This is a genomic window from Rhodoplanes sp. SY1 (genome assembly GCF_046000175.1).
GTDB lineage: Bacteria > Pseudomonadota > Alphaproteobacteria > Rhizobiales > Xanthobacteraceae > Rhodoplanes.
In genome coordinates this window covers 61,098-76,099 of sequence record NZ_JBEOMB010000038.1, presented here as the reverse complement: position 1 = coordinate 76,099, position 15,002 = coordinate 61,098, and the positions used below count along the sequence as shown (strand labels likewise).

The 15,002-nt window shown below is 70.5% G+C and carries 11 protein-coding genes; 9 read left to right on the top strand and 2 right to left on the bottom strand.

Annotated features, from left to right (window positions below; translation table 11 throughout):
- Nucleotides 1-308 precede the first annotated feature (308 nt).
- Nucleotides 309-1,907, top strand: a complete 1,599-nt coding sequence (gene hisS, locus ABTU92_RS11255) for a histidine--tRNA ligase (RefSeq protein ID WP_408090583.1) — start codon at nucleotides 309-311, stop codon at nucleotides 1,905-1,907.
- A gap of 253 nt (nucleotides 1,908-2,160) precedes the next feature.
- On the opposite strand, the gene ABTU92_RS11250 is transcribed toward hisS, so the two are convergent.
- Both ABTU92_RS11250 and mutM read right to left on the bottom strand, forming a co-directional pair.
- Entirely contained in the window at nucleotides 2,161-3,039 is an 879-nt protein-coding gene (locus tag ABTU92_RS11250) for a DMT family transporter (RefSeq protein ID WP_408090581.1), read from the bottom strand.
- A 180-nt stretch (nucleotides 3,040-3,219) separates the two neighbouring features.
- Nucleotides 3,220-4,134: a bifunctional DNA-formamidopyrimidine glycosylase/DNA-(apurinic or apyrimidinic site) lyase gene (gene mutM, locus ABTU92_RS11245; protein ID WP_408090579.1), complete on the bottom strand. Its 915-nt coding sequence runs from the start codon at nucleotides 4,132-4,134 to the stop codon at nucleotides 3,220-3,222.
- Between the two features lie 421 nt (nucleotides 4,135-4,555).
- Here mutM and ubiE point away from each other — a divergent pair, with 421 nt between their 5' ends.
- The 8 genes from ubiE to ABTU92_RS11205 all read left to right on the top strand — a co-directional run bounded on the left by ubiE (nucleotide 4,556) and on the right by ABTU92_RS11205 (nucleotide 14,998).
- Complete coding sequence (ubiE, locus tag ABTU92_RS11240) at nucleotides 4,556-5,335, top strand: bifunctional demethylmenaquinone methyltransferase/2-methoxy-6-polyprenyl-1,4-benzoquinol methylase UbiE (protein ID WP_408090577.1); 780 nt, start codon at nucleotides 4,556-4,558, stop codon at nucleotides 5,333-5,335.
- A 237-nt stretch (nucleotides 5,336-5,572) separates the two neighbouring features.
- On the top strand, nucleotides 5,573-7,138 hold the full coding sequence (gene ubiB, locus ABTU92_RS11235; RefSeq protein ID WP_408090575.1) for a 2-polyprenylphenol 6-hydroxylase: 1,566 nt from the start codon (nucleotides 5,573-5,575) through the stop codon (nucleotides 7,136-7,138).
- A 181-nt stretch (nucleotides 7,139-7,319) separates the two neighbouring features.
- Nucleotides 7,320-8,555, top strand: coding sequence for a bifunctional phosphopantothenoylcysteine decarboxylase/phosphopantothenate--cysteine ligase CoaBC (coaBC, locus tag ABTU92_RS11230; protein ID WP_408090573.1), 1,236 nt, complete (start codon nucleotides 7,320-7,322; stop codon nucleotides 8,553-8,555).
- The gene (gene dut, locus ABTU92_RS11225) at nucleotides 8,552-9,019 is read left to right on the top strand and encodes a dUTP diphosphatase (protein WP_408090571.1); all 468 of its coding nucleotides are present in this window, start codon (nucleotides 8,552-8,554) and stop codon (nucleotides 9,017-9,019) included. Before coaBC ends, dut begins: the two co-directional genes overlap by 4 nt.
- 609 nt (nucleotides 9,020-9,628) lie before the next feature.
- A complete protein-coding gene (locus tag ABTU92_RS11220; RefSeq protein WP_408090569.1) occupies nucleotides 9,629-12,070 on the top strand; it encodes a PAS-domain containing protein in 2,442 nt (813 codons plus the stop codon).
- 55 nt (nucleotides 12,071-12,125) lie between these two features.
- Complete coding sequence (gene tsaE, locus ABTU92_RS11215; protein WP_408090567.1) at nucleotides 12,126-13,673, top strand: tRNA (adenosine(37)-N6)-threonylcarbamoyltransferase complex ATPase subunit type 1 TsaE; 1,548 nt, start codon at nucleotides 12,126-12,128, stop codon at nucleotides 13,671-13,673.
- Between the two features lie 90 nt (nucleotides 13,674-13,763).
- Nucleotides 13,764-14,078 carry a PilZ domain-containing protein gene (locus tag ABTU92_RS11210; protein WP_111357700.1) on the top strand — a complete coding sequence of 105 codons (315 nt, stop codon included), beginning with the start codon at nucleotides 13,764-13,766 and terminating at the stop codon, nucleotides 14,076-14,078.
- A 170-nt stretch (nucleotides 14,079-14,248) separates the two neighbouring features.
- Entirely contained in the window at nucleotides 14,249-14,998 is a 750-nt protein-coding gene (locus ABTU92_RS11205; protein ID WP_408090565.1) for a nucleotidyltransferase family protein, read from the top strand.
- Nucleotides 14,999-15,002: the final 4 nt, after the last annotated feature.

The following is a 15,002-nucleotide window of genomic DNA, read 5'->3' as shown; positions in this document are numbered from 1 at the left end:
AAAAGCTCCTTCGACGGCCCGGGCGGACCCGGTCCGCCCGGCGGCGCGGACCCTAGCCGGATTTGCCGGCCAGCGGAACGGCTTGCCGGGGGCGGCCCCGTGGGCTATCGACGGCCGGCCCGACCTCGCGGGTGCGCTCCGGTCACATTCCCCGGCGGCGTCATGGCCGGGCTTGACCCGGCCATCCATCACCCTGAAAAGAAGCGTCTTTTCGAAGATGGATACGCGGGTCGTGCCCGCGTATGACGGGGGACGTGGCAGCGGATTGCCTCGCCCGATGCGCGATCGATCGCGGGAAGAGTTTGGACATGGCCACCGACAAGAAGAGCAAGCTCAAGGCGCGGCTGCCGCGCGGCCTCGCCGACCGCGGCCCCGGCGACATCGCCGCCACGCAGACGATGATCGACAAGATCCGGGCCGTGTACGAGCTGTACGGCTTCGAGCCGGTCGAGACCCCGGCGATCGAATACACGGACGCGCTCGGCAAATTCCTGCCCGACCAGGACCGGCCGAACGAGGGCGTGTTCTCGTTCCAGGACGACGACGAGCAGTGGCTGAGCCTGCGCTACGACCTCACCGCGCCGCTCGCCCGCCACGTCGCCGAGAATTTTCAGAACATCGCCCTGCCCTACCGCTCCTACCGGTTCGGCTGGGTGTTCCGCAACGAGAAGCCCGGCCCCGGCCGCTTCCGCCAGTTCATGCAGTTCGACGCCGACACGGTGGGCTCCGCCTCGCCGGCCGCCGACGCCGAGATCTGCATGATGGCCGCCGACACGATGGAGGCGCTGGGCATCCCGCGCGGCTCCTATGTGGTGAAGGTGAACAACCGTAAGGTTTTGGATGGCGTGCTGGAGGCGATCGGCCTCGGCGGTGACGAGAACGCCGGACGCCGGCTTACGGTGCTGCGGGCGATCGATAAGCTGGATCGGCTCGGGATCGACGGCGTACGTCAGCTTCTCGGCGAGGGCCGTAAGGACGAGAGCGGCGATTTCACCAAGGGGGCTGGATTAGCGGACGGCGACATCAATCAGGTGCTGAAAACACTCGACACCGTCTTCGCGGGCCGCGCAAGCAGATCACTTACGCCTCCAGAAGATTCTCACCTACTTCACATAGATGTCGCTGAAGAAGGTTCTCATCAGGGCTGGATCGATAACTTAGAGACTGTCGACAAACTCAAATCCGGTTTCGAGCACGCATTGTGCCGCGAAGGCCTTAAGGAATTGGAGTCGATCGCCGAGCTTTGCCAATCTGCCGGGTACGGTTCGAGAAGGATACGAATAGATACATCCGTGGTCCGTGGCCTGGAGTACTACACCGGCCCCGTCTTCGAGGTGGAGCTGCTGCTCGACACCAAGGACGAGAAGGGACGGCCGGTGCGGTTCGGCTCGGTCGGCGGCGGCGGGCGGTATGACGGGCTGGTGTCGCGCTTCCGCGGCGAGCCGGTGCCGGCGACCGGCTTCTCCATCGGCGTGTCGCGCCTGCAGGCCGCGCTGCAGCTCATTGGAAAAATCGATGCGACGCCGGCGCCAGGTCCCGTGGTCGTCACGGTGTTCGACAAGAGTCGCCTCGCCGATTACCAAAAAATGGTCGCGACGCTGCGCGCCGCCGGGATCAGGTCGGAACTCTATCTCGGCAATCCGAAGAACATGGGCAACCAGCTCAAGTACGCGGATCGGCGCAAGAGCCCCTGCGTGGTGATCCAGGGCTCCGACGAGAAGGACAACCCGGCCGGCCCGCACGTGATCATCAAGGATCTGCTGCTCGGCGCCGAGCTGTCGAAGCTCGACAAGGACCGCGAGGACTACCTGCAGCGCCAAGCCGAGGCCCAGGCGCTGGTGCCCCAGGACGATCTCGTCGAAGCGGTGCGCAAGGTGCTCCAGCGCCACGGCGTGACGTGGAAGTAATCTGCGGCGCGGCCGCAATCTCGTGAGCCGTCATGGCCGGCCTTGTGCCGGCCATCCACGCGCTTGCAGCGTCGCCGGCCCCCGAAGACGTGGATGGCCGGGACGAGCCCGGCCATGACGAGGCATGAGTCGCTCGTAGGGTGGGCAAAGCCGCGAAGCGGCGTGCCCACGCGGTCGATGTCGCCGGAGCCGGACGGCGTGGGCACGACGCGCCTGCGGCGCGCCTTTGCCCACCCTACGAAGCGCGCCAGACTCAGCGTCTGAGCTGAAACGCGAACAGCGACGCGATCATGATGGCGGCGCCGAGCGCCTGGACCGGGGAGAAGACCTCGCCCAGAAAGGCGGCGCTGAGCAGCGTCGCGAGCAGCGGCTCCAGGTTCATGGTCAGCGCCGTGCGGAACGGGCCGATGCGCGTCGTCGAGATGAAGATCACGGCGACGCCCGTGGTGGTCGTCACGCCGAGCAGGACGATCCACAGCCAGCCGATCGTCACGACCGGCGGCACGAAGTGGAGCGTCACCAGCGAGCCGCCGCAGAACAGCGCGGCGGTCGCGATGGCCGAGTACCAGGTGGAGAGCCGCGCGTCGGCCTTCATCAGGCGCTGGCGGCTGACGATCAGCACGGCAACCCGGCAGGCCATCGCCACCATGGTGCAGAGAAGCCCGGCGATCGACAGGTCGGACGGCGAGGCGCCGATCATCAGCGCGAGCCCGGCGAACGCCGTCACGGCCGCGAGCCCGCCGCGCCAGCCGAGCTTGTCGAGCCCGAGCGCGGCGCCGACCATGCCGGTGACCAGCGGGTAGCTGAAATAGACCAGGATCGCCATCGGCACGGTCAAGAGCTCGATGGCCTTGAAGATGAAGAAGATGATGCCGGCGTAGAGGACGCCCATGCCGTAGGCGGTGCGGCGCTCGTCGCGGGTCAGCGGCACCGGCGTCGGCCCGAGCGCGATCCACAGCGCGGTGAGGCCGATGCCGAGGATCGAGCGCGTCGTCGCCAGCGTGATCACGTCGGAGCCGGCCATCAGGCCGAGCTTGGTGAGCACGTCGGCGCCGGCGAACGCCACCGCGGCGGTGAGGCCCGGGCCGTACTCGTAGAGTTTTCGGCCGATGGTCGATGAGGGGGAGTTCACGGAACCTCGCGACGTCGCCATCCCCGGAGGGATTTTGCTTGCTCCGTCATTCCGGGGCGCGCCGGAGGCGCGACCCCGGAATCCAGTTCCGGACTCTTCAGTCGTGGCTGGATTCCGGGTTCGGCGCTGCGCGCCGCCCCGGAATGACCGATAGCGCATCGCCCGAAGGGCGGGCGCGGGCTACTTCTGGCACACCGGGCAGAAGAAGGTCGAGCGTCCCGACTGCACGATGCGGCGGATCCGCCCCGCGCAACCTTGCGTCGCGCAGGCCTCGCCCTCGCGGTCGTAGACCCGGAAGCGGTGCTGGAACAGGCCGAGCGTGCCGTCGGTCTGGCGGTGGTCGCGCAGCGACGAGCCGCCGGCCTCGATCGCGTCGGCCAGCACCGCCTTGATCGCCTCGACGAGCGCGACGAGCCGCGGCGTCGGCACGCCGCCGCGGGCGACGAGGGTTCCGGCCTTCCGCCGCGGCGACAGGTGGGCGAGGTGCAGGGCCTCGCAGACGTAAATGTTGCCGAGCCCGGCCACCACGGTCTGGTCGAGCAGCGCCGCCTTGAGGGGCGCCGCCTTGCCGGCGAGCGCCAGGGCCAGCCGGGCGGCGTCGAAGCCGGGGTCGAGCGGCTCCGGCCCGACCTCGCGCATCAGCGGGTGCTCGGCGAGTTCCGCCGCCGGCACGAGCAGCATCAGCCCGAAACGGCGCGGATCGTTGAAGACCAGGCGCGCGCCCGACGACATGGAGAACACCAAGTGGTCGTGCGCGAGGTTTTCGGAGCGCGCGTGGTAGTAGGCGCCGGGCGCGAGCTTGGCGCCCTCCTGGCTCGCGCCCTCCTGGCCGGCGCCGGCCGGCAGCTCCACACGGAACGAGCCCGACATGCCGAGATGCATCAGAAGCACGTCGCCGGTCGACAGGTCCGCGAGCAGGTATTTGGCGCGTCGGCGCAATGCATGGACGGTCGCGCCCTCCAGCCGCCCGCGAAAGTCGTTGGGGAACGGCCGGCGCAGGTCCGGCCGCCGCACCTCGACGGCGACGAACCGCGCCCCCTCCATGGCCGGCGCCAGCCCGCGCCGGACGGTCTCGACCTCGGGCAGCTCAGGCATCGGGCGGCTCGTCGGGCGGGCCGGAGGTCGCGAGCGCGGCGCCGAAACCTCCGCTCATCCCCGCGAAGGCGGGGATTGTGCGGAATGCGACGGTCGTCCCGGGGCGGCGCTTCAGCGCCGAGCCCGGGACCCATAACCCCTGTCTGTCGTGAGCCACCGACGCCGGGCGTATGGATCCCGGGCTCGCGGACCTGCGGTCCGCGCCCCGGGATGACGAGCTATCAAAGGGAACATAACGGGACAGCGGGGACATGACCCGAGAGATAGCGCCCCCGGTCGACGCGCGCCAGAACGCGTTCCGATCGAGTCGGACCGCGTTCCGGTTCTTCCGGTCGCATTTTTCCCCGGCGAACCGGGGTCCACTTCGCCGGAAAATGCTCTATGGTCCGCCGCGAAAACGCCAGAGCCCGTGACCGACATCATGCCGACCGATCATTCGCAAGACAGTCCTTCGCAAGACACCCATTTCGGATTCCGCACCGTTCCGCTGGCCGAGAAGCAGGCCCTGGTGGACGACGTGTTCCACACCGTGGCGCGCCGCTACGACCTGATGAACGACCTGATGTCGGCCGGACTGCATCGCGCCTGGAAGGACGTGCTGGTCACCGGCGTCAACCCGCCGAAGAGCGACCGGCCGTTCCACCTGCTCGACGTTGCCGGCGGCACCGGCGACATCTCGTTCCGCACCGTCGCGGCGGGCGGTGCCGGCACGCGGGCCACCGTCTGCGACATCAACACCGACATGCTGGAGGTCGGCCGCGAGCGGGCGTTCCAGCGCGGCGTCGACGACGTCGTCGAGTTCGTCGAGGGCAACGCGGAAAACCTGCCGTTCCCGGACAAGAGCTTCGACGCCTACACGATCGCCTTCGGCATCCGCAACGTGCCGCGCATCGAATTGGCCCTGAAGGAGGCCTACCGGGTGCTCAAGCCGGGCAGCCGCTTCCAGTGCCTCGAATTCTCGACCGTCGACATCCCCGGCCTCGACCGGCTCTACGACCTCTACTCGTTCAACGTCATCCCGCGCATCGGCAGCATGGTGGCCGGGGACGCCGACGCCTACCAGTATCTGGTCGAATCCATTCGAAAGTTCCCGAAGCCTCAGGCCTTCGCCCGGATGATCGCCGAGGCCGGCTTCCGCCGCGTCGACGTCCGCATGATGTCCGGCGGCATCGTGGCGCTGCATTCCGGCTGGCGGCTGTGAGGCTTCCGGCGCCCGCGATGTGCTCCGCTTCACCTCTCCCCCGCGGGGAGAGGTCGACGCGCGCAGCGCGGCGGGTGAGGGGGTGCCGACCTCACCGACGCGCCGGTCCCCCCTCACCCGGAGCTCGCGCCTTCGGCGCGAACCCCGACCTCTCCCCACAGGGGAGAGGTGACAACCGGCGCCGTGCCTCGAGCATCCGGCCATGACCCCGCGCGGGTCGCGTTCGACGGTTTGTAAATGATCCCTCCCTTCTCCCATCTGATCCGCCTCGCCCGCGCCGGCTTCGTGCTGGCCCGCGAGGGCGTCTTCGCGCTCGTCGATCCCGAGCCCCTGCCCGGCGCGGCGCAGATCGGCATCAAGCTCGCCCGCCTCTTGGAGCGGCCGACCAGCGCGTCCGGCGCGGCGCGGCTCTCCACGGCGCTGGGCAAGCTCGGGCCGAGCTACGTCAAGCTCGGCCAGTTCCTGGCGACCCGGCCGGACGTCGTCGGCCAGGCGATCGCGACCGATCTCGAGAAGCTCCAGGACAAGATGCCGCCGTTCCCGCAGGACCAGGCGGAGGCGGCGATCGAGCGGGCGCTGGGACGGCCCGTGCACACGATGTTCGCGACCTTCGGCCCGCCGCTCGCGGCCGCCTCGGTGGCGCAGGTGCATCGCGCCGAGATCGACACGCCCGACGGCCGGCGCTCGGTCGCCGTAAAAGTGCTGCGGCCCGGCATCGAGAAGGACCTGCGCGCCGACATCCAGGCCTTCTTCTTCGCGGCGCGGCTCGCCGAGAAATTCTCCGCCGAGGCGCGGCGATTGCGGCTCGAGCAGGTGGTGGCCACCCTCGCCCGCTCCGTCACGGTCGAGATGGATCTGCGCCTGGAGGCGGCCGCCGCCTCCGAGATGGCCGACAACATCAAGGACGACGCCGACTTCCGGGTGCCGCAGGTCGAGTGGGACCTGACCGCCCACAACGTGCTGACCACCGAATGGATCGACGGCACGCCGCTGTCCGACCGCGCGGCGCTGGAGCGTCGCGGCCTCGAGCTGCCGAAGCTCGGCCGCACCGTCATCCAGAGCTTCCTGCGCCACGCGGTGCGCGACGGCTTCTTCCACGCCGACATGCATCCGGGGAATCTTTTCGTCGACGAGGCCGGACGGCTCGTCGCGGTCGACTTCGGCATCATGGGCCGGCTCACCGAGAACGAGCGGCGGTTCCTGGCCGAGATCCTCTACGGCTTCATCAGCCGCGACTACCGGCGCGCCGCCGAGGTGCATTTCGAGGCCGGCTACGTGCCGGCGAGCCAGTCGATCGACGAGTTCACCCAGGCGATCCGGGCGATCGGCGAGCCGATCCACAACCGCAGCGCCGAAGACATCTCGATGGCGAAGCTGCTCACCTTGCTGTTCGAGGTGACGGCGCTGTTCGACATGAAGACGCGGCCCGAGCTGCTGCTCCTGCAGAAGACCATGGTGGTGGTCGAGGGCGTCGGCCGCATGCTCGACCCCAAGCTCGACATGTGGCGGACCGCCGAGCCGGTGGTGCGGGCCTGGCTGGAGCGTCACCTCGGGCCGGCCGGCCGGGTCGAGGGCGCGGTCGAGGGCGTCGGCGAGGTCGGCCGCTTCCTCGGCGCGATGCCGACGCTGTTGTCGCGCGCCGCGCGCCTCTCGGCCCAGATCGACGTCGCCACCCGCGATGGGCTGCTGCTCGCCCCCGAGACGGTCGCCGGCATCGGGGAGGCCGAGGCCCGCCGCAACCGCGGCACCACGGTCGCCCTGTGGGTCATCGCCGTTCTGCTGCTGTTGAACCTGATGCGGTGACGGCGGCGATTTTGATCGGCGTGCGGCGAGTGCTACGGTCGCGCCGCACACCGACGTCCGTCATGCCCGGCCTCGTGCCGGGCATCCACGATGCGGCGCAGGCCGCAAACGACGTGGATGACCGGGACGAGCCCGGCCATGACGATGGAGAGCTTCTCACAATCGGCGACTCCCGATCCTCATGACCCTCGCCTCCAAAAGAATCCTCCTCGTCATCAGCGGCGGCATCGCCGCCTACAAGGCGCTCGACCTGATCCGCCGGTTTCGCGAGCGCGGCGCTTCGGTGCGGGTGGTGATGACCCGCTCGGCGACCGAGTTCGTCACGCCGCTGTCGGCCGGGGCGCTCGCCGGCGAGCCGGCCTACACGGATCTGTTCGACGCCAAGACCGAGTTCGACGTCGGCCACATCCGGCTCGCGCGCGAATGCGACCTCGTGGTCGTCGCGCCGGCGACCGCCAACTTTTTGGCCAAGATGGCCGGCGGCCATGCCGACGACCTCGCCTCCACGGTGCTGCTCGCCACCGACAGGCCGATTCTGGTCGCCCCCGCCATGAACCCGGTGATGTGGGCCGCGAAGGCGACCCGGCGCAACGTCGCCCAGCTCGTCGCCGACGGGGTCGCGATGGTCGGCCCCAATGCCGGCGAGATGGCGGAGAAGAACGAGGCCGGCGTCGGCCGCATGGCGGAACCGCTGGAGATCGTCGCCGCTGCCGAGCGGCTGCTCGCCGCGGGCGATCCCACGAGCCGGCCGCTCGCGGGCAAGAGGCTGCTCGTCACCTCCGGGCCGACCCACGAGCCGATCGACCCGGTGCGCTACATCGCCAACCGCTCGTCCGGCAAGCAGGGCCACGCCATCGCGGCCGCGGCCGCGGCGGCCGGCGCCGCCGTGACACTGATCTCCGGCCCGGTGACGCTCGCCGATCCGCCCGGCGTGACCGTGGTGCATGTCGAGAGCGCGCGAGACATGCTGGCCGCCGTCGAGGCGGCTCTTCCGGTCGATGCCGCCGTGTTCGCGGCCGCCGTCGCCGACTGGCGCGTGGCGAGCGCCGGCACCCAGAAGATCAAGAAGGGCGCGGCCGGCACGCCGCAGCTCGCGCTGGTCGAGAACCCCGACATCCTCAAGACAATCGCGACCCGCACGAGCGGTCGCCCGCCCCTCGTCGTCGGCTTCGCGGCCGAGACCGAGAATGTCCTCGTGAACGCACGTGACAAGCTCGCCCGTAAGGGCTGCGACTGGATCGTCGCCAACGACGTCTCGGCCGACAGCGGCATCGCCGGCGGCGTGATGGGCGGCGACCGCAACAGCGTCCATCTGGTGACGAGAGACGGCGTCGACTCGTGGCCCGTGCAGTCGAAGGACGCGGTCGCGCGCGCGCTGGTGATGCGCATCGCCGCCGCCCTGAAGGATCCCGCATGAGCATTCGAGAGCTTCGCGTCGTGCGGCTGCCGCACGGCGCCGACCTGCCGCTGCCCGCCTATCAGAGCGAGGCCGCGGCCGGCCTCGATCTCCTCGCCGCCGTGCCGGCCGACGCGCCCGTGACGATCGCGCCGGGAGGCCGTGCCCTGATCCCGACCGGGCTCGTCATCGCGCTGCCGCCGGGCACCGAAGGCCAGGTGCGGCCGCGCTCCGGCCTCGCCGCCCGTCACGGCGTCACGGTGCTCAACACGCCGGGCACGATCGACGCCGACTATCGCGGCGAGGTGCAGGTGATCCTCGTTAATTTCGGCGAGGCGCCGTTCGAGGTCGTGCGCGGCAGCCGCATCGCCCAGCTGGTGATCGCGCCCGTCTTACATGTCGATGTTCGCTTGTCCGAGACGCTGGACGAGACGGCGCGCGGCGCCGGCGGCTTCGGCTCGACCGGCATCCACGGCCCGCGCTGAAAAATTCGTCGGCGATCCGACCTAGAGCGGTTTCCGCTGAAGGCGACCCACACTCCGCTCATGCCCGCGGAGGCGGGCATCCAGCGCCGCACGTCGAGCGGCCCCTGGGTTCCCGCCTTCGCGGGGACGAGCGGCAGGCGGGGTCGATTCATCACAATCGAAAGCCGCTCGAGCGGCGATCGGTGACGATCGGGTGATGACTTGGGTGTCACCCGACGAACCAGCATGGCGGATTTTCACCCCGCCACCCCCACGTTCACTCTCTGGACTCTTCCGGCGCGACTCGGGTTGAGGCACATTGATCTGCGATTCGCGACGCCGCCTCCGAGCGGCCCGTCGCGGGGCGGCGGCGGAGTGTCTTCCGACGCCGGGGGGTTAAGTTTCCGCGTCCCAAAAAACCGAGCATGCCGCACGCCTTCTCGGGCGCGCGCGGTGCATTGACGAGTCGATCGGGCCGGTCCGGCCGATGCGGATCGGAACCGAAGGGGTGAGAAGGCGATGGGGGACGAGGGCGCGACGAGAAGCCGAGGCCGTCGTCCGCTGCGCCGGCGCGGCCCCGCTGTCGTCCTGCTCGTCGGTTCGATCGATATCCTTCGCCCGGCGACGTCGATGTCCGCGATCGCGATCGCGGCCCTGCTCCTCGGCGCGGATCACGCCGCCGCCGGGCTGCTCGACGGCGCGCCGCTCGCCGCGGCGACGCGGCTCGGCGCCCAGGAGCTGGCGACGCTCGTGCTGCTGATCGGCGTCGTCGCCTTCGCGGTCGTCACCGCGATCGCGCTTCTGCGGACGCGCGGCCGCGCCGCCGCCGAGCAGCAGGTCGCCCGCGCCACCATCGCCGGACTCCATTCCGACATCGATCGCCTCGCCGCGCTGCTGATGTCGGAGCCGCAGGTGCTCGTCGTCTGGACCGCCGGCTTCGGCGAGCCGGAGGTGATCGGCGAGGTCTCGTTCATCGCCCCGACGCTCGCCCCGCACGACATCCTCGCCTACGACCAGTGGCTGAGCCCCGAGCTCGCCCGGGCGCTCGGCGACGCGATCGAGCGGCTGCGCGTCAAGGGCGAGGCCTTCGCGCTGCTTCTCACCACGATCCAGGGCCGCCATGTCGAGGCGGAAGGCCGTCCGATCGGCGGCTTCGCCGTGATGAAGCTGCGCAACGTCACCGGCATCAAGCGTGACCTCGCCGAGTCGAGCGTCCGTTGCCAGAAGCTGCAGAACGAGGCGGACGCCCTGCGCAGCCTGGTCGAGATGCTGCCGGCGCCGGTGTGGATGCGCGACACCGCCGGCCAGCTGGTGCTGGTCAACGCCGCCTATGCCCGCGCCGTCGAGACGAGCGACCCGGCGACCGCGGTCGCCCGCCATGTCGAGCTGCTCGGCCGCGCCGAGCGCGAGACGATCGCCCGCACGCTCGACACCGGCAGCGGCTATGCGGGCCGCGTCACCGCGATCATGGCCGGCGCCCGCCGCAGCCTCGACGTGCTGGAGCTGCCGGTCGCGCAGGGGCGCGTCGGCGTCGCCATCGACGCCACCGAAGCCGAGCGGCTGCGCAGCGAGCTCGATCACGTCAAGGCCGGCCACCGCCGCACCTTCGACCACCTCGCCACCGGTGTCGCCGTGTTCGGCGCCGACCGTCGCCTGTCCTTCTACAACGCGGCGTACCGGACGCTGTGGGATCTCGAGCCCGACTACCTCGCCGAGGCGCCGAGCGACTCGGCCGTGCTCGACCGCCTGCGGGCGGCGCGCCGGCTGCCCGAGCAGCAGGACTTCCGCCTGTGGAAGACCAACCTGCACCGGGCCTACACCTCGACCGAGAGCGAGACCCACGAGTGGCATCTGCCGGACCGCCGCACCCTGCGCGTGGTCACCACGCCGAACCCGGAAGGCGGCGTCACCTATCTGTTCACCGACATCACCGAGCGGCTCGAGCTCGAGCGTCGCGCCGACGCGCTGACCCGGGTCCAGGGCGAGACGCTCGACAACCTCGCCGAGGCGGTCTCGGTCTACGGCAGCGACGGCCGCCTGCGGCTGTTCAACCCGGCCTTCGCGACCAGCTGGAAGCTCGCGCCCGACCTGCTCGCCAGCCGTCCGCATGTCGAGAGCGTGATCGAGATGTGCCGGCCGCTCTATCGCGACGAGGCGACCTGGCAGCGGCTGCGCGCCGCCGTCACCGGCCTCGACAAGCGCGACGCCACGAGCGGCCGGATCGAGCGCAGCGACGGCTGCGTGATGGACTTCGCCACCGTGCCGCTGCCGGACGGCGCGACGCTCGTCACGTTCCACGACGTGACCGACTCGGTGAACGTCGAGCGCGCCCTGCTCGAGCGCAACGAGGCGCTGGTCGCCGCCGACGAGCTGAAGCTCGACTTCGTCCACCACGTCTCCTACGAGCTGCGCTCGCCGCTCACAAACATCATCGGCTTCGCCCACTTCCTCGGCGACCAGTCGACCGGCCCGCTCAACGACAAGCAGTCCGAGTATCTCGGCTACATCACGGTCTCGACCAACGCGCTGCTCGCCATCATCAACAACATCCTCGACCTCGCGACGATCGACGCCGGCGCCATGACGCTCAATCTCGGCGAGGTCGACATCCGCGCCACCATGGAGGCGGCGGCCGAGGGCGTGCAGGACCGCGTGGTGCAGAACGACCTGGTGCTGGAGCTGCGCGCCCAGCCCGGCATCGGCGGCTTCACGGCGGACGGACGGCGGCTGCGCCAGGTGCTGTTCAACCTGCTCTCCAACGCGATCGGCTTCTCGCCGCCCGGCGGCCGCGTCGTGCTGGGCGCCGAGCGCACCGCGGAGGCCGTGGTGTTCTCGGTGATGGACGAGGGCCCCGGCATCCCGCCGGAGCTGACCGACAAGGTGTTCGACTGGTTCGAGAGCGACCCGCGCGGCTCCGACCACCGCGGTGCCGGCCTCGGCCTGTCGATTGTCCGCTCCTTCGTCGAGCTGCACGGCGGCACGGTGCGAATCGACAGCGCGATTGGACAGGGCACCACGGTGATGTGTATTTTCCCTCTCGTGACCACGGCGGCTCGTAGCGCCGCCGAGTGAGCGTCCCGAGCGAGAGCCGGGGCGGCCAGTCCCCGGAAGAGACCGACACCCGTCCATGGAACCCGTCCGGCCCGGCAGCACGCCGATCACGCTGACCCTGGCCGACGAGGAGGCGACCCGCCGGTTCGCCGCCGACCTCGCCACCACGCTCGATCCCGGCGACGTGGTGATGCTCTCGGGCGACCTCGGCGCTGGCAAGACGACGCTCGCCCGCGCCCTCATCCGCCATCTCGCCGACGATCCCGAGCTCGACGTCCCGAGCCCGACCTTCACGCTCGTCCAGAGCTACGAGATGGCGCGCTTCACCCTGATGCATGCCGACTTCTACCGGCTGCAGAGCGAGGACGACCTCGCCGAGCTGGGCCTCGCCGAGATTCCGTCCGACGCCGTGGTGCTGATCGAGTGGCCCGACCGGGCGCCCGGCCTGGTCGCCGAGGACCGGCTGGAGATCGAGCTGCGGCTGCGGCCGGACCAGGGCGAGGACACCCGCATCGCCCATGTCGCCGGGCACGGCCGGCTCTCCGGCCGGGTCGAGCGCATCCTGCATCTGCGGCGCTTCCTGGAGAAGGCCGGCGTCGCCGACGCACGGCGCGAGCGCCTCGCCGGCGACGCCTCGGCGCGCTCCTACGAGCGGGTGCAGCTCGCCGACCGCACCATTCTCCTGATGAACGCGCCGCGCCGCCCGGACGGCCCGCCGATCCGCAACGGCCGCAGCTACAGCGCCATCGCCCACCTGTCCGAGGACGTGAAGGCCTTCGTGGCCGTGGCGGACGCGCTGCGCACGCTCGGCTTCTCGGCCCCCGAGGTCTATGCCGCCGACCTCGCCGAAGGCTTCATCCTGGTCGAGGACTTGGGCGACGAGACGGTCGTGGCCGGCGACCCGCCCGCCCCGATCGAGGAGCGCTACCGGGCCGCCGTCGACCTCCTGGTCGCCCTGCACGGCCACATGCTGCTGCCGGCCGAGCTGCCGGTGACGCCGCAGCTCACCTATCGGCTGCCCGACTACGACCTCGACGCCTTCCTGATCGAGATCGAGCTGTTGCTCGACTGGTATCTGCCGCGGCTCACCGCCGTGCCGTCGACCCCGGCGCGCAGCGCCTTCCTGTCGTTCTGGCGCGACGCGCTCAAGCCCGTGCTGGCGCAGCCGCCGACCTGGGTGCTGCGCGACTTCCACTCGCCCAACCTGATCTGGCTGCCGGAGCGGAGCGGGATCGCGCGGGTCGGCGTCATCGACTTCCAGGACGCCGTGATGGGGCCGGCCGCCTACGACCTCGCCTCGCTCCTGCAGGACGCCCGCGTCACCGTGCCGGAGGAGCTGGAGATCGAGCTTCTCGGCCGCTACGCCAAGGCGCGCCGGGCCAACGAGCCGGCCTTCGACGTCGGCCAGTTCGCCCAGATCTACGCCACCGTCGCGGCGCAGCGGGCGACCAAGATCCTCGGCATCTTCGCGCGCCTGGAGAAGCGCGACGGCAAGCCCCAGTATCTGCGCCACATGCCGCGCGTGATGACCTACCTGCAGCGGGCGCTGGCGCATCCCTCACTCGCCCCGCTCAAGGCGTGGTACGGCGCCTATGTGCCGCCGCCGCCGGGCGGCGCCGGCTGACGCGCGCCCGGCCCGCCCCGGCGCATGGTAAGGGCTTGGAAAGTCTGCGGCATTATAGTCGGCCTCCGGTGAGCTAGCGGACCGGGACGGATGAACACCGAGCGCAAGGCGGGCGACCGCGTCGAGTTCGAGCACGGCTACGCCGCGCGCATCATGGGAATCGACGGCACCTGGCAGCGCGAGGTGCTGCTGGAGGACGTCTCCGACACCGAGGCCAAGCTCACCGTCTTCGGCTCGACCGAGGAGATCAACCTGGACGAGTTCTTCCTGGTCCTCTCCAACTGGGGCCATGCCCACCGGCGCTGCGAGCGGGTGTGGCTGAACGGCGACCAGATCGGCGTGCGCTTCCTCAAGAACGTCCAAAAAGCCCGCCGCGAGCGCAAGCGCCCGAAATTCGAGATGTGAACCGCCCTCCTCCGGGTCGAGACCAAGCCCACGGGGCGGGTCCGGGTCATCGGCTCGCCATGCCGTGGCGCCACGCTCGGCGCACCCTGGGCATGCGGTCGCAGCGATTCGGTTGCTGTTGAGCCCGCCGCCAGAATCGTGTGCAAGAGGAGGCCCCCGAGAGGTCGCCGATGTCCGTTCCTGTCGCTTCCGCTTCCCCCTCCGCATCCCCCCGCACCGCCATGGTCCTGGCCGCCGGTCTCGGCACCCGCATGCGGCCGCTCACCGACACGCTGCCGAAGCCGCTGGTGCCGGTGGGCGGCAAGCCCCTGCTCGACCACGTGCTCGACCGTCTCGACGGCGCCGGGGTCGAGACCGTGGTGGTCAACGTGCATTTCTTCGCCGGCCAGATCGAGGAGCACCTCGCCGGGCGCACTCGCCCCCGCATCGTCGTCTCCGACGAGCGCGACACGCTGCTCGGCACCGGCGGCGGCATCGTCCGGGCGCTGCCGCAGCTCGGCGACGCGCCGTTCTTCCTCGTGAATGCCGACACGCTGTGGATCGACGGGGTGCGAACGAATCTCGACTGGCTCGCCCGCATGTTCGATCCGGCCCGGATGGACGCGCTCCTGCTCCTCGCCGCCACCTCGACCAGCGTCGGCTATGCCGGACGCGGCGACTACCTGATGACGGCCGACGGCCGCCTCAAGCGGCGCGCCGAGCGCGAGGTGGTGCCGTTCGTCTATTCGGGTGTCTCGCTGCTGTCGCCGGCGCTGTTCGCCGACGCCCCGTCCGGCGCCTTTCCGCTCACCACGCTGTTCGACCGCGCCGAGGAGGCCGGCCGCCTGTACGGCCTGCGGCTCGAAGGCGTGTGGATGCATGTCGGCACGCCCGAGGCGATCGCCGCCGCCGAGCGCGCGATTCTGGTGAGCGCCGCCTAGAGCG